At 70.3% G+C, this 17,243-nt stretch carries 16 protein-coding genes; 3 read left to right on the top strand and 13 right to left on the bottom strand.

All coding sequences use genetic code 11. The annotated features are described in order from the left end of the window. Positions 1-206: 206 nt before the first annotated feature. A complete protein-coding gene (locus ACFVX6_RS07060; protein ID WP_389688801.1) occupies positions 207-797 on the bottom strand; it encodes a DUF5994 family protein in 591 nt (196 codons plus the stop codon). A gap of 305 nt (positions 798-1,102) precedes the next feature. Between ACFVX6_RS07060 and ACFVX6_RS07055 the strand changes: the two genes are divergently transcribed. After that, complete coding sequence (locus ACFVX6_RS07055; RefSeq protein ID WP_389688799.1) at positions 1,103-1,648, top strand: DUF5994 family protein; 546 nt, start codon at positions 1,103-1,105, stop codon at positions 1,646-1,648. A 14-nt stretch (positions 1,649-1,662) separates the two neighbouring features. Here the strand turns inward: ACFVX6_RS07055 and ACFVX6_RS07050 are convergent, their stop codons facing one another. Further along, positions 1,663-1,875 (bottom strand): hypothetical protein, encoded by a 213-nt coding sequence (locus ACFVX6_RS07050; protein WP_389688797.1) that lies wholly within the window; start codon positions 1,873-1,875, stop codon positions 1,663-1,665. A gap of 230 nt (positions 1,876-2,105) precedes the next feature. Between ACFVX6_RS07050 and ACFVX6_RS07045 the strand changes: the two genes are divergently transcribed. After that, positions 2,106-3,863 (top strand): serine/threonine-protein kinase, encoded by a 1,758-nt coding sequence (locus ACFVX6_RS07045; protein ID WP_389688795.1) that lies wholly within the window; start codon positions 2,106-2,108, stop codon positions 3,861-3,863. Here ACFVX6_RS07045 and ACFVX6_RS07040 read toward each other — a convergent pair. The 10 genes from ACFVX6_RS07040 to ACFVX6_RS06995 form a co-directional block, all read right to left on the bottom strand. Then, the gene (locus tag ACFVX6_RS07040; RefSeq protein ID WP_389688793.1) at positions 3,829-4,734 is read right to left on the bottom strand and encodes a carbon-nitrogen family hydrolase; all 906 of its coding nucleotides are present in this window, start codon (positions 4,732-4,734) and stop codon (positions 3,829-3,831) included. The genes ACFVX6_RS07045 and ACFVX6_RS07040 overlap by 35 nt on opposite strands. Before the next feature lie 71 nt (positions 4,735-4,805). Continuing rightward, positions 4,806-5,765, bottom strand: coding sequence for a TauD/TfdA family dioxygenase (locus ACFVX6_RS07035; protein ID WP_389688791.1), 960 nt, complete (start codon positions 5,763-5,765; stop codon positions 4,806-4,808). A 50-nt stretch (positions 5,766-5,815) separates the two neighbouring features. Next, the gene (locus ACFVX6_RS07030; RefSeq protein ID WP_389688789.1) at positions 5,816-7,183 is read right to left on the bottom strand and encodes a PLP-dependent aminotransferase family protein; all 1,368 of its coding nucleotides are present in this window, start codon (positions 7,181-7,183) and stop codon (positions 5,816-5,818) included. Positions 7,184-7,250: 67 nt separating this feature from the next. Beyond that, positions 7,251-7,541 carry a YciI family protein gene (locus tag ACFVX6_RS07025; RefSeq protein ID WP_389688787.1) on the bottom strand — a complete coding sequence of 97 codons (291 nt, stop codon included), beginning with the start codon at positions 7,539-7,541 and terminating at the stop codon, positions 7,251-7,253. Positions 7,542-7,578: 37 nt separating this feature from the next. Beyond that, positions 7,579-8,325 carry an SDR family NAD(P)-dependent oxidoreductase gene (locus tag ACFVX6_RS07020; protein ID WP_389688785.1) on the bottom strand — a complete coding sequence of 249 codons (747 nt, stop codon included), beginning with the start codon at positions 8,323-8,325 and terminating at the stop codon, positions 7,579-7,581. Further along, entirely contained in the window at positions 8,322-9,557 is a 1,236-nt protein-coding gene (locus ACFVX6_RS07015; protein WP_389688783.1) for an enolase C-terminal domain-like protein, read from the bottom strand. The genes ACFVX6_RS07020 and ACFVX6_RS07015 overlap by 4 nt, the downstream gene beginning before the upstream one ends. Next, the gene (locus tag ACFVX6_RS07010; RefSeq protein ID WP_389688781.1) at positions 9,554-10,408 is read right to left on the bottom strand and encodes an alpha/beta hydrolase; all 855 of its coding nucleotides are present in this window, start codon (positions 10,406-10,408) and stop codon (positions 9,554-9,556) included. The genes ACFVX6_RS07015 and ACFVX6_RS07010 overlap by 4 nt, the downstream gene beginning before the upstream one ends. A gap of 91 nt (positions 10,409-10,499) precedes the next feature. Beyond that, positions 10,500-12,227, bottom strand: coding sequence for a GH3 auxin-responsive promoter family protein (locus ACFVX6_RS07005; protein WP_389688779.1), 1,728 nt, complete (start codon positions 12,225-12,227; stop codon positions 10,500-10,502). Between the two features lie 75 nt (positions 12,228-12,302). Then, on the bottom strand, positions 12,303-13,574 hold the full coding sequence (locus ACFVX6_RS07000) for an ATP-grasp domain-containing protein (RefSeq protein WP_389688777.1): 1,272 nt from the start codon (positions 13,572-13,574) through the stop codon (positions 12,303-12,305). Between the two features lie 64 nt (positions 13,575-13,638). Next, positions 13,639-14,844, bottom strand: a complete 1,206-nt coding sequence (locus tag ACFVX6_RS06995; protein ID WP_389688775.1) for an MFS transporter — start codon at positions 14,842-14,844, stop codon at positions 13,639-13,641. A gap of 423 nt (positions 14,845-15,267) precedes the next feature. Here ACFVX6_RS06995 and ACFVX6_RS06990 point away from each other — a divergent pair, with 423 nt between their 5' ends. Further along, on the top strand, positions 15,268-16,152 hold the full coding sequence (locus ACFVX6_RS06990) for an FAH family protein (RefSeq protein ID WP_389688773.1): 885 nt from the start codon (positions 15,268-15,270) through the stop codon (positions 16,150-16,152). 52 nt (positions 16,153-16,204) lie between these two features. Here the strand turns inward: ACFVX6_RS06990 and ACFVX6_RS06985 are convergent, their stop codons facing one another. Further along, the gene (locus tag ACFVX6_RS06985) at positions 16,205-17,014 is read right to left on the bottom strand and encodes a helix-turn-helix domain-containing protein (RefSeq protein WP_389688771.1); all 810 of its coding nucleotides are present in this window, start codon (positions 17,012-17,014) and stop codon (positions 16,205-16,207) included. Between the last annotated feature and the right edge of the window lie 229 nt (positions 17,015-17,243).

Below are 17,243 nucleotides of genomic sequence, written 5' to 3'. Positions count from 1 at the left end.
GTGTGCGTGGTGGTGGTTTTTTTTGTGTTTTTTTTTGTGTTGGTGGGGTTGGGTGTGTTTGTGGGGGGGGTGGCGGGGGGGGGGCCGGGCCCGCCCCCCCCCCCCGACGGCCCCGGTCATGAGGAAGGTGTGTTCCTCACCGGTCGGCATCCGTGGGGTGGGCTCGACGACTGGTGCCGTCCGGGAGACCGGGAGGTCTCGGCAGCTCACCTCCAGCCGTTGCCGGGCAACGGGAGGGTGTGCCGGTCGAGCCGCATCCCGACGGGCGACATGCAAGCTCCGCCCTCGCTCTCCCAGCCGGCTTCCTGGCGCTGGGCGTCGCGGATGCCGCGCCCGATGGCGGCTTCGTTGGCCCTCAGCACGCTCGGGCTGAGGACGCTGCCGGGGATCGCGGCGGCGGCCATCAGCCGGGCCGCGGCGGCGGGCTCGGACTCGGGCGGGACGACGAGGAGGTCCCAGCGGCCGACGGTGTAGGAGAGCAGGATCAGGCTGTCGGGGTCCTGTTCGGTGAACCAGCCCACGTGCAGCGTCTGCTGTCCGGCCACGGGAATCGTGCGCGGGATGACGGGCCAGCGGGTGGGGTTGACCGTGACGCGGGTGATGCGCCCCCAAGGCTCTGCCAGGGCGGCGGCCAGCGCGGGGAGCTCGGTCGCGAGATCACGGGAACGGGGCCACCAGGCACCGTCCAGCCGGCCCGCGAGAGCGGTCTGCGGGGTGAGGGACAGTCGCGCCGGGACGAGGGGCGCACGCACCTGGGGCTCGGCGCGGTGAAGGGTCGTGCTCAGGGTCGTGGTCATGTCGCGGACCCGTCCCCGGATCGTTCGCGAACGATCCGGTGCAGTGATCGCCGGAAACGACGTCCGCAGCGGAGCGGGTGTGCGAAATACTCCCGGTCTCTCCACGGTACTCCGGTCAGAGGTCCCGGACGCCGGTGCTGACCAGCATATTTTCCGGCAGCGACGGTCCGCCGGGAGAGTGCGTCACCGGGGGAGCGGGCGGAGTACCGTGAAACGACGGAAGCATTTCCCGCTCAAGAGCCTTCCGACGCCGCCGCCGGTCGGCCGGACGGGGTGTCGCCGCACCGCGAGACAGGCGGACCATCATGGCCGCATCCGACGCCCCCGCCGCCACCTCCGGTGCCGTCCCCGACGCCGTCCCCGACGCCACCCCCGGTGCCGTCCCCCCGAAGCTCCTCCCGGACGCGATCCACCGAGCCGTCAGGCCGGGCACCGCGCTGCTGCGGCTGGAGACCACGCACTCCCGCCGAGGGGTCCTCGACGGCGCCTGGTGGCCGCGCTCCCGGGACCTCGCGACCGAGCTGCCCGCCCTGATCACGGCACTCACCGGGCACCTCGGGCCCATTGCGCGGGTGGGTGTGGACGCCACCGCCTGGCGGGACATCCCTCCCCGCCTGGTCATCGACGACCAGGTCGTGCACCTCGACTCCGACCCGGTCGGCGACGACACCGTGCTCATCACTCGCGGTCACAACGACCACTTCGCGCTGCTGGTGGTTCCCCCGGACACCACGGCCGATGCCGCCCGCGAAGCGATGGCCCGCGCGGTCCGCGCCGACAACATCACCCGGGCCGCCCAGATCCTCATCGCCCCCACCACCGACCCTGCGGCGGGCGGAGCCGCACCCTAGTCCGGCCGGGCGGCTCAGAGCGTCTCGTCGTACAGGTCTTCTTCGCGCAGCAGGTCGTCCTCGCGGCGGCGCGAGGTCTCCTCCCGGCCCTGCTCCTGTCCCTGCTTCCGTCCCTGCTCGCGGGACGACTTGCCCGGCTGGGGGTGCGCGGGGTCTCCGGGGCGATGGTGGTCCTGCGGCTCGCGGGCCTTGTCCGGTTCCTTGCGCTTGTCCTGTCTACCGCCCATGACGGCAACTCCTCGTGTCGTGTGGGGTACGGAGCCCCGTAAACACTGGGCATCCGCGACTACGGGATGCTTCCAGTTTGGGCAGGAAGTCCAGATTGCGCATAATCTGCCGAACCGTGACAACCGCCTCGCCCCAGCCCGCCCCTCCGCACCCGGAAGCCATTCCCTCGCCAGGACGCGAACCGAGCCCGGATACGATCTCAACTTCGTGATCATCGAGGGGGAATTGAATGGCGACCGCCGACCAGGCCGTGCTGAGTCCACTGGGGCCGAACGATCCACAGGAGATCGCCGGCTACCGGCTGCTCGCGCGGATCGGGGAAGGCGGAATGGGATCGGTCTACCTCTCCCGAACCAGGGGCAACCAGCCGGTCGCACTGAAGGTCATCCGGCGCGAGTTCGCCCAGGAGCAGGACTTCCGTGCCCGCTTCGAGCACGAGGTCCAGGCAGCGCGCCGGGTGCAGGGGTACCACATCGTGCCGGTCGTCGATCACGACACCAGCGGTGAACAGCCCTGGCTCGCCAGCGCCTACGTACCGGGTCTGGCGCTCGACGATGCGCTCGCCGCCCACGGGCCGCTCCCGATGCCCGCCGTGTTCCAGCTGATCGGCTGCACCGCACAGGCGCTGCATTCCGTACACGCCGCGTCGGTGATACACCGCGACCTGAAACCCAGCAACATCCTGCTGAGTTCGAACGGCCCCTGGGTGATCGACTTCGGCATCGCGCGCGCCACCGACACCACCCAACTCACGCGCAGCGGTGGGTTCATCGGGACACCGCAGTACATGTCGCCCGAGCATGCACTGGGCCACCAGGTCACTCCCGCAACCGACATCTTCGCGCTGGGACTGATCGCCGCGGTCGTGGCCACGGGGCGCCACCCGTACGGCGAGGGCGCGGGAATCTCGATCGCCGCCTCGATCGCCAACACTCCGCAGCAGGCGCCGGACCTGAGCGGCTACCCGGATCCCCTACGGCCGTTGCTGGAGCGCTGCCTGGCGGCCGACGCCACCCGGCGGCCCGGGCCCGCCGAGCTGGCCGAGTGGTGCCGGCGGTCGGCGGGTCGCCCCCTGCGCGACTTCAAGGACTGGCTGCCCGCCGGGCTCACGGCGGAGATAGCGCGGCGGGAGCAGCTGTCGCAGACGACCCCGCAGCCGGCCCCGCAGACCCCGCCGCCGCCCTCGTACAACCCGACGTACGTGCCGACGCAGGCGTCCGGGCCGGGTCATCCGATGCAGGGGACAACAGGCCCCCGGGCGGCGATCCACGGCGCCGCCACGGCCACTGCTCCCGTCCCCGCTCCCGCTCCCGTTGCCTTCCCCGCTTCCTTCCCCGCTCCCCCGAACCGTGGCCGCAGCCGGATGCCCCTGGTCGTCGGCGCGGGGATCCTGGCCGTCGTCCTGGCGGCAGGCGGCACCTGGTACGTCACGCGCGCCGACGACAAGAACGGGAACGAGGCCAAGGGCGGGGACAAGGCGGCGGACCAGCCGAAGGCCGCTGCGTCCGAGCCGCAGACCCAGGCATCGATGTCCGCGCAGCCTCGGACTCCTGCCGCTCCCGCCTACACGGTGGTGTTCAAGGACAAGTCGTTGAAGCTCCTGGCTCCCAGGGAGTTCGGCAAGTTCAACGACGTGGACCTCGACTTCCCGAAGGTGGCGCCGTTCGGAGAGATCTCCAGCGGCAACCGGGAGCTGCAGATGGGATTCGAAGCCGTCGAAAGCGGAACGCCGTTCGGCAAGAGCACGGGCCCCGCCCCGGAGCAGTGCGCGACGGGAGCCGCCACGAACCCCATTCCGGACAAGCTGGACAGTGACGCCCTCACCGGAGCGGACAGCGCCATCGTGCGGGGCGATCTGCTCTGCACGGTTACGTCCAAGGGCAACCTCGCGATGGTGAAGATCGTCGGCGTCGAGGCCTCGACCAGCAAGCAGTACGACATCCCGACCTACCTCACCGAAGTGACGCTCTGGAAGCGACAGTCGTAGCGGCGGCGTCCGGACGGCGACGAAGCCCCGGGTCGCTGACGTCGCGGCCCTGTGCCCCCTGCCCGGGCGCCCCGGTTCGGCCCCGGGGGTCCGGCAGGCCCAGGGCTCGGTCCCGTAGGACGGGAAACCCCGCGCGGATCTCGGTGACTTGCCCGGGGTCGAGGTCCGCGTGCAGGACCTCCTCGTACGGGCCCGCTTCCGCCAGGACGGTGCCCCACGGGTCGACGACCATGCTGTGGCCCGCCTGTTCGACGCACGCGTGGGTGCCCGCGGTGCAGCACGCCAGGACGTAGGCCTGCGACTCCACCGCTCGCGCCCGGGCCAGCAGGCGCCAGTGTTCGAGGCGGCTGGACGGCCAGCCCGCCGGGATCGTGAGGAGCTCCGCGCCCGCGTCCACCAACAGCCGGAACTGTTCGGGGAAACGCAGGTCGTAGCAGGTCGCGAGGCCCAGTGTGCCGAACGGTGTCGGCGCGGTGACGATCTCGCGGCCGCCCCCCATGACGACCGCCTCGCCCTCGTCGAAACCGAAGCGGTGGATCTTCCGGTACGCGGCGCGCAGTCCGCCCTCCGGGTCGAAGACGAGAGAGGTGTTGAACATCCCTCCCGACGCGTCCCGCTCCACCACGGAACCGGCGTGCAGCCACACGCGGGCGTCCCGCGCCGCCGCCGACATGGCCTCGGAGGTCGGGCCGTCCAGCGGCTCGGCCGCGCCCTCCCACGCGTCGTACGCGAACGCGCCGACCGTCCACAGCTCGGGCAGCACGACCAGGTCGCGGCCGCGCTGCGCCCGTACGAGAGCTGCGGCGCGGGCGCGCCGGTCCCGCGTCGGCTCGTCGGGGTCCACATCGATCTGTACCAGCGAAACGCGCACAGTGCCCTCCTTCGGTGGACGGTGCGGCGCCCGAACGCGGTCCGGGCGCCGCACCGCGTTCGGGTGGCGGACTAGTCCAGGACGTTGCCGTTGTCCCGGCGGACGGCGCGCGAGCGGCGGTGGTCGAGCTGGATGAAGGTCCGGTGCAGCCAGCGGTCCTTCCCGTCGTAGCGGGGCGTGAAGTGGCTCCGGCCGTGCAGCACCAGGTGGTTGTTGACGATCGCCAGGTCGCCGGGCTCCAGCTTGATGCCCTGTACGACCTCCGCGAACGCATCCTCCAGGGCGTCCTTGGCCCGCGAGGCCTCCTCGTCCAGGGCCTCGGTGCTGATGAAGTCGGCGCGCACGTTCGGGTCGTCCTCGGCGCCGATCAGCAGCGCGTGCGCCTCGGACGCGCTCTGCGTCGGGAACGAGGACGGCGGCGGAGTGACGTAGCGCGGCGCGGACAGCACCTTGCGGTCCGCGTCGGACAGCAGCCCCAGCGCCTGACGGACGGAGGTCACCTGCAGCTCCGCGACCCGGTCGTGGTCGGCCCGTACGCAGAACAGCGCCACGAAGTCGGGGCGGTTGTCGTGGAACGTGTTCTCCACGTGCATGCCCAGCCGCTTGGAACCGGCGTTGTTCTGCTCGGCCTCCTGGCCGGGCACCGGCACGACGTTCTGCACCAGCGCGCCGGACTTCTCGTTGCGGTAGGCGATGATCTCGCCGAGCTGGAGGGTGGCCAGGGCGATGACCGAGGAGGAGTGACCGGGCGTCTTCTCCACCGAGCCCAGGGCCTGCGGGGTGTCCGGCAGATCGGCCTCGCGCACCGGGAGGTTGCGGATCAGGATGCTGCCGTCCGGGCCCGGGTCGTGGCGGAACTGGCGTATGCGGGCCGCCAGTCGGGCGGGGATCGTGACGGAGAGGTCGCGGCCCCGGCTCATCCAGGCCGGGTGGTCGATCTCTGCGGGCTGGGAAGCGGCCAGCTCGTCGGCGACCTCGCCGAGCTGCGCGCGCTCCTCGTCGGTCAGTACGAAAACGCTCTGGGCGTCCATGGCGTGTTCCTCCGTGTTCGGTGGGTGGTCCTGCGGGAGTGGCACCGCGTTCAGCGGTCGGTGCGCGGGGTGTCGTTGAGGAAGCGGGCGAGGCGGGCGACGCCCTCGTGGATCTCCGGGACCGTCAGGTTGCTGAATCCGAGGCGGATCACCCGGTCGCCGCCGCCGTCGACGTAGAACATGGTCATCGGCGCCCAGCTGACGCCGTAGTCGCGGGCGGAGCGCGCCATGGCCGCGAGGTCCGCCTCGAAGCCGACCCGCAGCATCAGGAAGAACCCGCCGTCCGGCACGTTCCAACTGACGCCGTGCTGCGCCTGCTCCTCGGGCGGGAAGTGCACGGCGAGCACCTCCAGGACGGCCTGGAGGCGCTCCTGGTAGACCTGCGCCGTTGCGCGGCTGGCGCTGCGCAGGTCGTAGCCGGCCTCGACGAGGATGCCGCCGATCACCGCCTGGGAGAGCGAGGAGGTGCCCACGGTGAGGAAGCTCTTGGTCTTCGACAGCTCGGCGGCCAGCGGCCGCTGCGTGCCGGCCGGGCCGGTCACCGGCTGGTCGGCGACCATGAAGCCGACCCGCGCGCCGGGGAACGCGGTCTTGGAGTACGAGCCCAGGTAGACGACCTGGCGCGTGTCGTCGAGGGACTTGAGCGTGGGAAGCTCCCGGCCCTCGCGGCCGAACAGCCCGTACGGGTTGTCCTCCAGGAGGATCAGCTCCTCCCGGGCGGCCACGGCCAGCAGCTCCTTCCGCGCCTGGAGCGTGAGCCGGGTGCCCGACGGGTTGGAGAAGTCGGGGATCAGGTAGAGCGCCACCGCTTGCTTGCCCTCGGCCCGTACGGCCCGCACGGCCTCGGCGACCGCCTCGGGCTCCAGGCCGCCCGGGCCCTCCAGCACGCCGCGCAGCGGGATGCCGAGGGTCTTGGCGGCGCCCACGATGCCGACGTAGGCGGGCGAGACGGTCAGCAGCACCTGGTCCGGCGCGGTGAACAGGGCCCGCAGGGCGATCACCATGGCCTCCTGGGCACCCTGGGTGATCATGATGGAATCGGGCGTGACGTCGATGCCCTCGTCCTGCTTGAGGTTGCGCGCGACCTCTTCCTGGATGAAACCGTTCACCGGGCCGTACTGGAACATCAGTCGGGAGATCTTCTTCTCCGGCACCCCGGTCTCCCGCAGGTGCTCCAGATAGCGCTCCAGGTACAGGGGCAGCTTCGCGACGTCGTGCGTGCCGTCGAAGGGCGCGCCGTTGGAGAACGAGATCGCGTCGGGGAACGTCATCGTGGTCTCGCTCAGCAGCCGCATCGAGTCCATCTGCGGGTCGACGAGGGACGCGTGCAGCTGCTCGAGGGCGAAGGACACCCCTCCGTCGGTCCCGGTGATGCCGCGCTCCCGTACGGTCGTCGGATCCACCAGTGGTGCGCTCATTGCTCTCTCTTTCACTTCCTGTGGTGCTTCCCGGCGGCGGTCCGGGCGGATGTCCTCGCCGTGGCGGTCATGACCGGGCGGCAACCCAGCAGCCCTTGCCCGGACGCCACTCGCGCACGCGAGTGGCGGCGATGAAACCGGCCTTGGCGTACGGCTCCTCGGTGAGGATCGCGTCCAGGGCCGTACGGTCCTCGGTGGCGTACACGAGCAGGCCGGTGTTCTCCTCCGGCAGCGGCCCGCCCGCCAGCAGGACGCCCTGATCGGTCAGGCTCTTCAGGTAGGCCGCGTGGTCCGCGTGGACCCTCTCGCGCTCGTCACGGCCCACGTTGTACTCGAACTCGACGACGAATACCGACACGGAAATCTCCTCGCGTGGTGGTGGCCCGGAGGCCGGGTCACATGTAAAGGCCGCCGTTGATGTCGATGACGGAGCCGGTGGAGTAGCCCGCGCTTTCGGAGCACAGGTGGAGCACGCTGCCCGCGGCCTCGGAAACCGTGCCGTAGCGGCCCATCGGCAGGCGGGAGAGAACGGCCTCCTGCGCCGCCGGGTCGCGGCGCTCGAAGGCACCGGCCACCCGAGCGGTCGCGATCGGGCCGTGGGCGACCACGTTCGCCACCACACCGGTGCCGGCGAGCTCGTAGGCCATCTGCTTGGTCATGCCGATGACGGCCGCCTTCGCGCCCACATAGGCGGCGTTGTTGAAGTGGCTGTACGTACGACCGCCCGTGGAGGCGAAGTTGACGATTCGGCCGTAGCCGTCGGCGGCCATGGCGGGCGCGCACACCTTGACCGCGATCCAGGTGCTGACCACGTTCTCCAGATACGTCTGGTCGAAGTGGCCCCGCTCCAGGTCGGCGTAGCCGATGACGCGGGTGTCGCCGCCGACGCCGTTGACGAGAATGGACGGCGCGTGCCGTGCGACGATCTCGGTGAGCTGCTGCTCGGCGGCCGGGATGTCGGTGATGTCGCCGACCACGGCCTCGGTCTTCGTCTGCGCGGAGAGCTCCTCCGCGAGGCGGGTCACCGCCTCCTCGTTCTTGTCGAAGAGGACGAGGCTGTGGCCCGCGGCGGCGAGCCCCCGCGCCACGTCCTGGAGTATTCCTCCCGCGGCGCCGATGAGCAGGGCGGTGCGCTTCGTCATGACAGATCTCCTGTGCTGTTGCCGTACGTTGTCGCGGTGCTGTCGTGTCTCGTGTGCGCCCGGCCGTCCGCCACCGTCCAGCGGCAGGCGTTCCGCAGCGCCGGGGCCGGGATCAGCCCGAGGCCCACGCCCCCCAGGGGGTGGGCGAGGTAGTGCCGCCGGTCCACCCGGTAGGGCGGTTCGGTCAGCGGGGTGGGGAACCACTCGTCCTGTTTGCCCGCCTCCACGGTGGCCAGCCGACCCACCGAGCAGGACAGGAGCCGGGCGGCGGCCCACAGCGGGCCGACCTCGCCGACGTGCACGCCCAGCTGGGCGTCGAGCCCCAGCCCCCGGGCGTGGTGGATCAGCCGCAGCGTCGGAAAGAGGCCGCCGCACTTGCTGACGCGGGCGTTGACCAGGTCGGCGGCGCCCAGCCGGGCGGCCGTGTTCAGGTCGCCGGGTCCCCAGCAGGACTCGTCGAGCATCACCGGAATGCCGCCCTCCTCGCGGACGGCCCGCATGGCCGACCAGTCGCGGGGGGCCACCGGCTCCTCGAACCAGGCGATGCCCAGCGGTCGCAGCGCGTGGGCCGCGCGCAGGGCCGTAGCGCGGTCCCAGTCGCCGTTGGCGTCGACCGACAGGGTGGCCCCGGGGGCGAACTTCTCCCGTACGTACCCGGCCCGCCGGACGCAGTCGCCGACGTCACGGGTCGCCTTCAGCTTGATGTGCCGGACCGACCGCAGGGCCTCGGGGTCCAGCCGTCCCAGCGTGGCCGCCGGGTCCTTGGCCATGTCCAGGACGTAGGACACGGCCACCGGCTCCGGCTGCCCGGTCAGCGTGTCCGCCAAGCCGGGGACCCGGCGCAACGCCTCCGCGCCCGGCACGCCGTGGATCCTGCAGACCAGGTCGAACAGGGCCAGCTCCAGCGCGGCCGCCGCGGCGGGCATCGGGCGGGCGCCGCCGACCACGACGGGCAGGTCCAGCTCCGCCAGCGCGCGCAGCGCCGTGTCGAGGTCCGTCACGTCGACCAGGCGGTTCAGCTGCTCGGGGCCGAACGCCCGAAGCGCCTCGACCGCGCCGGCCAGGGACTCCCCGGTGACGTACTCCCGGGGTGCGCCCTCGCCGAAGCCCTCGTGTCCGGCCGCGCGGACCGAGACCACCACCGAGGCGGTGGTGGCCCGCGCCTTCCCGGCGTGTACGAACGGCCGGCCCATCGGCAGGGTGACCGCGGCCACCCGTACCTCGGTGATCACGCCGGCACCGTCGGGACGACGATCCCCGCCAGCCAGTCCCAGTAGTCCCGCCGGGCGGGGGAGAACTCGATGTAGTGGTGCCGGGCGGCGAACGACGTGGTGCTGAAGTCGCCGTGCAGTTCGCGCAGCGTCTTCTCCGATACGTCCAGGTCGATGATCGGGTCACGCTCGGCACGGACGAAGTGGATGTCCGGACCGGGGGCTACGGGCGCCTGGAGTCCCGTGTAGGAGTCCTCCAGCGCGACCATGGCGGCCCGGGTGCGATCGGTGATCTGACGCAGCATCAACCGGTCGTTCGCCATGAACTCCAGGTAGCGCGCCTCGCCGGTGTAGTCCTCGTCCTCCAGCGCGATGGGCGCGCGCTCCTGGCCGGAGAGCTGCCGCACCGCCGCCCGGCCGACGGCACCGAACCGCGCCCGCTGCTGACCCAGGGCGGGCGTGCAGTAGACGACGGTGGCGACGTCCAGGCCGCCCACGGCGGCCAGGGCCCCGACGATGCTGCCGCCGAAGCTCTGCCCCAGGAGCGTGACCGGCAGCTCCGGGTGCTCCCGACGCGCCGTGGCCAGGCCCAGCCGGTAGTCCTCCAGGACGGTGTCGGCCGAGGGCAGGTCGCCCCGGACCCCGCCGCTCACGCCCGAGCCGCGGCGGTCCAACGCGTACGTGACCACGCCACGCGCGGCCAGCTCGGGCCCGGTCTCGAACAGCCAGCTCGCGTGGCTCTGGATGCCGTGCACGTAGAACAGCACGCCGCGGGCGGTTACGCCGTCCTTCGGGGCCCAGTGGTGCAGGGCGAGCACCGTGCCGTCGGCAGCCGCAAGCTCGGATATCTGATGAATGTCTTTCGGGTACAACGGAGTTCGATCCCCCATCGAAACGTCCGGCGCGATGCCGGGCGGTGTGCGTACGGCCTTGGCCGCGCCCCGCGAAGGGCGGGCCGGATGCCTACTTCTGCGGTGACCCTTCGAAGTACGTGAGCAGGTCGCCGTTGCGCTGGATCCAGTAGTGCTTGAGCTGGGCGGGCGAGGCCCCTTCGGCCTGGCGGCGCTGGTCGACCGCGGCGAAGGTGCCCGGCGGCACGGCCAGGACGCGCATCGGGGTGAGCCGCTCGGTGCGCCGCTTCTCGGCGTACTCGATGTTGAGCGCCTGGAGCTGGTCCTCGACCTGCGCCGCGAACCGTTCGGGCGTCAGCGAGAGCTCCTCCGGCCACTCGATCGCCAGCGTGTAGCCGGGCGGGGTGTTCCACACCGGGATGCACGTGAAGAGCGGCCGCAGGCGCCAGTCGTCGCGCAGTCCGAGCCGGACGGCGTTGTGCACGTCCTCCTCGGTGAGCTTCTCGCCGGTGAACGAGCTGCCGAAGCCGCTGCGCCCGGCGAACGCCATCCGCGGCACCTCGCCGACCCGGTCCACCACCGTGTAGCGGTCGCCGAGGTCGTACCGGTAGAGGCCGTTGGCCTGGCTCATCACGACGTTGTAGGTCTGGCCGGCCTCCAGGTCGCGGTAGCCGACCGTCTCCACGTCCGGCTCCAGGTCCGCCTCGTCGTCGCGGCCCTCGACGGGCACGAACTCGTACAGGCCGAGGTCCATGGCGAGCGGGCCGGCCGCGTCGTGGGCGTCCACCGGGATGGTCACGATGCCCTCGGTGCCGGTGGCGCTGAAGGGCAGCTTCGGCACGCCCGGCGTGACCTCCTCCAGCCACGGCTGGTACAGCGCGGCCGAGGCGGAGTTCCACGACACCACCAGCGAGAGGTTCGGCCACAGGTCGGCGATGCGCAGGCCGCCGCCGTTCGTCCGGCGCAGGGCCTCCAGCCGGTCCGCGAGGACCGGATCGGCGCCCCCGCACCGCAGGCCCGCGAGCGTGCCGTGGCGCAGGTCGGCGATCAGGTCCCCGGCGTGTTCGGTGAGCTGTTCGGCGAGGCCGACGATTTTCGACGGGTTGAGCGCGACGATGATCCGTACGTCCGAGGAGGCCAGTAGCCGCAGCTTGCGGTAGAGGCCGGTCTTGTAGTCTTCGTCCTCAAGGCCCTGGAACCAGTCCTCCTCGTACCACGGCGGCGTCCAGTCGACGCTGCTGACCGAGGCGGGGCGCTGGGAGATCGAGTAGCTGGGGAAGGCGCCCACCGGCTGGACCGAGGCCGTGCGCTCCCAGGACAGGTCGAGCACGGAGGCGCCGCGGGAGCGGTCGTAGCCGATGCTCTCGAAGTAGAGCCCCCACTGCGCGTACAGCGCCCGGCCGCGGTAGAGGTTGCGCCAGTGCCGCGTGGTGGGGATCAGCTTGGGCTTGCCGCTGGATCCCGAGGTCTTGAGGAAGGCGTAGGGATCGCTGCGGGTCAGGACGTTGGTGTCGCCGTCGAGGAGCTTCTGTATGTACGGCTCGAAGGCCGGGTAGCAGCGCACCGGGACGGCCTTCTTCCAGTCCGCGAGGGTGCGGACCGCGCTCAGCCCGTGCTTCTTGCCGAAGTACGTGCCTTCGGCCTGGTCGAGAATGTCCTTGAACACGCGGTCGGCGTGCTCCTGCGGGGAGGCGCAGATCGCGCGCTGCCGCTCCAGGGCGGTCCTCGCCCGGTCCACGAACGCACTCGTGACGACCGAGGAGTTGACGGCCTGCTGCCTCGAGTACGTGGTGCTGTTCTGTACGGCTGTTCCGGACGCCGGCGAGACGGCGGTGCTCATGTCCCTTACCTCTCTCTGTTCAGCGTTGCCACGAAGCGTTGCCGCGAAGCGTTGCCACGGGGCGCGTGTGCGCGTTCAGGCAGCGGGGACGTCGTCCACCGGCTCGGTCTCGATCGTGATGGCGGCCAGGACCTCTTCGGCGCGCGCCACCGCGTGGTCCGCGTCTTCGCCGTTGGCGATCACAAAGCCCATGAGGAGCTCCCAGTTGTTGCGGACCGGGATCGCGACCTCGCCGACCTCGAGGCAGAGGTTGACGCCCACTTCGGCGTCCCGGATCGGGTCGAGGCCGACCAGCCCGGTCCACGACTTCTCGATCGGCATCTGGTGCACGGGAACGCCGAGGGTGTCCAGACCGGAAATGCTCGTCACCAGGCCGGGCTCCGGCATGAAGAAGATCATGACCGCGCCCTTGCCGGAGTCCAGCGAGTGCGGGGTGAACGTCTCCAGGCCGAGCGGCACCGACACCTGGAGCCGGGAGAGGTCGACGCCGTAGGAGCGCTTGACCAGTTCGTTGATGGCGCCGCCGCCGATCCGGCAGTGCGTCTCCAAGACGCGCGGACCCTTGTCGGTGAGGATGAACTCGGTGTGCGACGGGCCCTCGACGAGGCCGACGGCATCCAGCAGCGCGGACATCAGCCGGACCATCTCGTCGCGGTTCTCGGTGGAGACCCGGCCGGGGAAGAGGTCACCGATCTCGACGGCCTGGCCGGGTGCCTTGAGGTACTCGTCGATGCCGACCGGGTGGTGTGTCCCGGCGACGGAGAACGACTCCAGCGTGACCTCGGGGCCTTCCAGGAACTCCTCCACGAGGCCTTCGGTGTGCCCGTCCGCGACGTACAGCGCCCAAGCGAGGCTCGCCTGCTCCTCGTTGTCGACAGGCAGGGTGGAGAGGCTGCCGGTGCTGTCGACCGGCTTGAGGATGATCTTGCCGCCGACCTCTGCGAGGAAGCCGAGCAGCTCGGCCTCGCTCGCCACGACGCGGTGCAGCACCGGGCTGATCCCCACGCGGTCCATCGCCTGCCGGGTCAGCACCTTGTTCTTGATGGCGCGGACGGTCTCGACGCTGTTGCCGGGGATGCCGAGCTTCTCGCTCACGACCGCGGCCGTGAGCACGGCGTCCTCTCCGGGGGCGAGGATGCGCCGGAAGGGGCGCTCGTGGTGCAGCGGGGCCAGGACGTCGAGCACGGCCTCCGGGTCGGCGACCGGGCATTCGATCATGTGGTCCACGTACCGCTGGACGCGGTCGGGGCGGCTGCCCGGCGAGTGTACGAGCACGACCTCCAGACCGAGTTCCTTGGCGTGCCTGGCCATGTCGGTCCGGCTGCCTACGATCGCGATGCGTTCCATTGGATTTCCCCGTTCTTTTTGTTGCGTCATGCGGTGCGATGCGGTGCGGTGCGGTGCGATGCGCTTAGGCGGGTGTCATTTCCGAGTCACCCGGCACGTCCTCGTAACCCGAAATCTTGCTCATTGATTTGAATCCGATCGCCACCGCGAATCCGACGGCTGCCAGCACCGCCCACAGCACGGCGAATCCGAATTGGCGGGCGATGACGATGCCCAGTGGTCCGCCCACGATCAATCCGAGGTTCCAGGCGAAGAAGAAGGAGCCCTGATAAGTGCCGGCCTTGCCGTCCGGTGAACGGCGGGCCAGGAAGGTGGAGGCCATCGGTACGTAGATGACCTCGCCCAGCGTCCAGATCACCAGGGCGCCGATGAACCACGGCACGTTGTGTGCCAGTGCGTTCAGACCGAATCCGATCGCCACCAGAACGGCACCGATCACCAGCGGCGTGTTTTCCTGCATTCGCTCGGTGACCTTCGGCACGAAGGGCAGCGCGGCGACCATGAGGACCGCGTTCACCGCGAAGACCAGGCCGATGGTGGACGGGGAGATGCCCTCGTGGTCCATGTGCAGCGGCAGCGCGGCCTCGAACTGAAGGTAGACACAGGCCAGCAGGAAGGACAGGCCGAGGAAGGTCAGCAGCACCGGGCTGCGGAACGGCTCCATCATGTCGGCGGCCGCACGGCGCGGTGACCAGGGCTCGGCGGTGTGCCCCTCCTGCGTGAGCTGGTCCTTCGGCAGTACCCAGACCAGTACGAAATAGAGGACACCGGCTCCGGCCCAGAGCAGGAACAGCGCGGGCGGCCAGATCGCGAGGGCGAAGCCGGACAGTACCGGCCCCAGTGAGGCGCCGATGTTGAAGCCCACGTGCAGAATGCTGTACGCCTTCGTGAAGTGTTCCTTCGGCACGAGCACGGTCACCAGACCTGCGGCCGCCGGACGGTCCACCGCCGTGAGGAGACCCGCCAGCGGCGAGCACGCACCGATCAGGTAGATGTTGTCGACGAAGGCCAGTACGGCGGCAGTGGCGACGACGCCCAACTGGGCCGTCAGAATGACCCGTCGGGCTCCGAACCGGTCGGCCACGACCCCGCCGATGAGCCCCGCCACGACCACACCGGCCCCGAACAGGCCGAGAATGATCGGAGTGGTGGCCTTCGAGGCGATCTTGCTCGTTTCGAGGTAGATGACGAGGAAGGCGGGCACCAGCGCGCCGAAGCGGTTGGCGGTCTGGCCGGACCACAGTAGCCAGAACGACCTGGACAAACGCATCGTCTTCATTCCCCTGGTATTCGTTGAGCGGACGTACGTAGCCGGGCCAACGCGAGATCGACATCGGCCGCTGAACTACGTCTCTGCTTCGGCTCTGTTGTTCGGTCGAGCCGGACCGGCGGTCAGACCGCTGTGAATCACTGCGGTCGCTCACTGCAGTTGCGCCGATCACGCGCCTTCGGCGTGATGCACGGTGGCGGCCGGGGCCGGCACGGCGGGCAGTGGCTATCTCTGGGGAGGACGCTACAAATGGGTCTCTCGGACTGTCAATAGGTAAAGATTTGCCGGTCGATGGCCCGTTCCACCCACAATCTTGCGGGCGGAGGGTGAGTCCCGGAGCGGCAAGAAAGTGCCGCATCGCATGGCGTACTGTCCGGGTCGGCGCAAGCGGCTGTACGAGATTCGTCCGGGAGGCGATCCACCATGACGGTGCTGTTTGAATGCACCTACGACAACGAGCGCTGGTTCGGCCTCGGCGTACCGCGGGACGACACGGATCTGCGGCTGTACGCACTGGGCGGCGATCAACTCGGCGCGTTGATGGCCGAGTCGGGGCTGATCGAGGGGCTGGGCGGGAGCGCTGACGCGCTGACCGCCGGGCGCGAGCGGCTGGACGTACGCGCCGAGGACAGGCGCCGGGTCCGGATGCTGCCCCCGCTGATGCCGGAGCACGTCGGCGATGCCGTGGTGAGCGGCTTCATGATGACCCACAACGTCAAGGCGGATGCCTCAACTCCGGATCAGCCCAACTGGTTTGTGAAGGGACTCGGAGACGCGCTGAAGCTGTCCGGCGAGCCGCTGTCCGTACCGTTCGACGCGGTCGCCGTGTGCGAGGAGGCGGAGGTCGTCCTCGTCTACGTGGGCGATGAGAAGACGGGCAGGCCCGTCTACATGGGGCACAGTTTCGGCAACGACGTCACCGACATCGGCCGGTTCAAGCAGCACAACGGGCACTTGTCGTACGCCAAGCTCTGCGACGCAGCGATCTCGCCCGCCCTGCACGTCGGCCCGCCCCCGCCCCGGGTCACCGGTGAGACGGTGATCGAGCGGGACGGCGCCGTGGTCTGGTCGGGCCCGTTCACGACCGGCACGGACGCGCTGTTCTACGACCTCGACACGATCATGGCGACGCTCATGGACTACGAGGCCCTGCGCCGCCCCGGCCGGGTGCACTACGTGTACATCGGCGCCGACCGCAGCAGCTTCCACGCCGGGCACGAGATGGCGGACGGCGACCGGGTGACGCTCGACTTCGCCGGCCACGGGGTCACGCTGGTGAACCGGCTGGCGTGGGGCGCCCGGGCTTGAGCGCGGGCCGGCATGGAGCGAGCGGGCCGTGGAGGCGTCGTTCGCGGCGGGATCAGCCCTCGGACGGCATCAGAGCCACGTACCGGATGCCGGGGAGGTAGGCGGGCAGCAGTACGTGGGAGCTGACCGTGAACCGCTCGGGGCGGACGTGCGGGAGGTCCAGGGGGAAGCGGTGCCCCTGCCGGTAGGCGACCACGCACATGTCCTCGTCCCAGATCTCCCGGCACGCCGGAACGGCCAGCAGCTCGTCCTGCAGCTCGCGCAGGGCGAGGTCGTTCGGCCTGCCCGCCAGCGCGTACCTGAGCTGGCCCAGGTAGACCTCGGCGTGCCGGCGCCAGTCCACGAGCTGCGTGCGCGCTTCGGGGCTGGTGAGGGCCCACCGCATGAGATTGGCCGACGGCCTGCCCACCCAGGGGAACCATTCGAGCATCATGGGGTTGTAGGCGAGGACGTTCCAGGCGTGGTCGGTCAGGTAGTGGGGGAGCTTCTCCGGCATCTCCGCCAGCCGGATCAGCGCCTGCAGGGCGCCCTTGTCGGTACCCTCGATGCTCGGTTCCAGCGGGGTGGCGCCGCCGTACGCCTGGGTGTAGAGCACCATGCGCTCGTCGGGGCCCAGAGCGAGCGCCGCGGCCAGGCGTTCCAGCACGTCCCCGGTCAGGGACACCGGCTGCCCGCCCTCCAGGCTGCGGTACCAGCGCTCGCTGACCTCCGCACGCTTGGCGATCTCCTTCTGCGAAAGCGCTTTGTCACGCCCCGCCCGTTCACCGGCATCGGCACGCCAGGCCCGCAGCAACTCCGGTAGCCGTACTTCCTCCAAGCGGGAGTCGGTCTCCATTTCACCGCTGGGGTCGACCAGAGCCATGGGGAAACCTTCATTTTGGAACATCTGGGCTGGGGTTCAGATCATATCTGACGCATTGACACCCCTCTTGTGTCAGACATGACAGACAATTTCGTCCCCATGCCACTGGAGCCGGGCCTCCCTGGTGGTCTCTGCCGTGGTCGGCAAGAGAGGGCGATGGTGCTGGTCGTGCTGACCGATGCATCTTCCGGGAGTCGATCGTGTTCGATGTCGTCGTCGTCGTCGTCGT

Source organism: Streptomyces sp. NPDC058289 (assembly GCF_042880975.1).
Taxonomy (GTDB): domain Bacteria; phylum Actinomycetota; class Actinomycetes; order Streptomycetales; family Streptomycetaceae; genus Streptomyces; species Streptomyces stoeckheimensis.
This window is presented reverse-complemented; position numbering and strand designations above follow the sequence as displayed.

What these genes read in the sequence shown, in the direction of transcription:
- ACFVX6_RS07055 (WP_389688799.1), top strand. Translation starts at nt 1,103, where the DNA reads ATGGCCGCATCCGACGCCCCCGCCGCCACCTCCGGTGCCGTCCCCGAC.
- ACFVX6_RS06985 (WP_389688771.1), bottom strand. Translation starts at nt 17,014, where the DNA reads ATGGCTCTGGTCGACCCCAGCGGTGAAATGGAGACCGACTCCCGCTTG.
- ACFVX6_RS06995 (WP_389688775.1), bottom strand. Translation starts at nt 14,844, where the DNA reads ATGCGTTTGTCCAGGTCGTTCTGGCTACTGTGGTCCGGCCAGACCGCC.
- ACFVX6_RS07050 (WP_389688797.1), bottom strand. Translation starts at nt 1,875, where the DNA reads ATGGGCGGTAGACAGGACAAGCGCAAGGAACCGGACAAGGCCCGCGAG.
- ACFVX6_RS07035 (WP_389688791.1), bottom strand. Translation starts at nt 5,765, where the DNA reads ATGGACGCCCAGAGCGTTTTCGTACTGACCGACGAGGAGCGCGCGCAG.
- ACFVX6_RS07060 (WP_389688801.1), bottom strand. Translation starts at nt 797, where the DNA reads ATGACCACGACCCTGAGCACGACCCTTCACCGCGCCGAGCCCCAGGTG.
- ACFVX6_RS07030 (WP_389688789.1), bottom strand. Translation starts at nt 7,183, where the DNA reads ATGAGCGCACCACTGGTGGATCCGACGACCGTACGGGAGCGCGGCATC.
- ACFVX6_RS07045 (WP_389688795.1), top strand. Translation starts at nt 2,106, where the DNA reads ATGGCGACCGCCGACCAGGCCGTGCTGAGTCCACTGGGGCCGAACGAT.
- ACFVX6_RS07000 (WP_389688777.1), bottom strand. Translation starts at nt 13,574, where the DNA reads ATGGAACGCATCGCGATCGTAGGCAGCCGGACCGACATGGCCAGGCAC.
- ACFVX6_RS06990 (WP_389688773.1), top strand. Translation starts at nt 15,268, where the DNA reads ATGACGGTGCTGTTTGAATGCACCTACGACAACGAGCGCTGGTTCGGC.
- ACFVX6_RS07020 (WP_389688785.1), bottom strand. Translation starts at nt 8,325, where the DNA reads ATGACGAAGCGCACCGCCCTGCTCATCGGCGCCGCGGGAGGAATACTC.
- ACFVX6_RS07005 (WP_389688779.1), bottom strand. Translation starts at nt 12,227, where the DNA reads ATGAGCACCGCCGTCTCGCCGGCGTCCGGAACAGCCGTACAGAACAGC.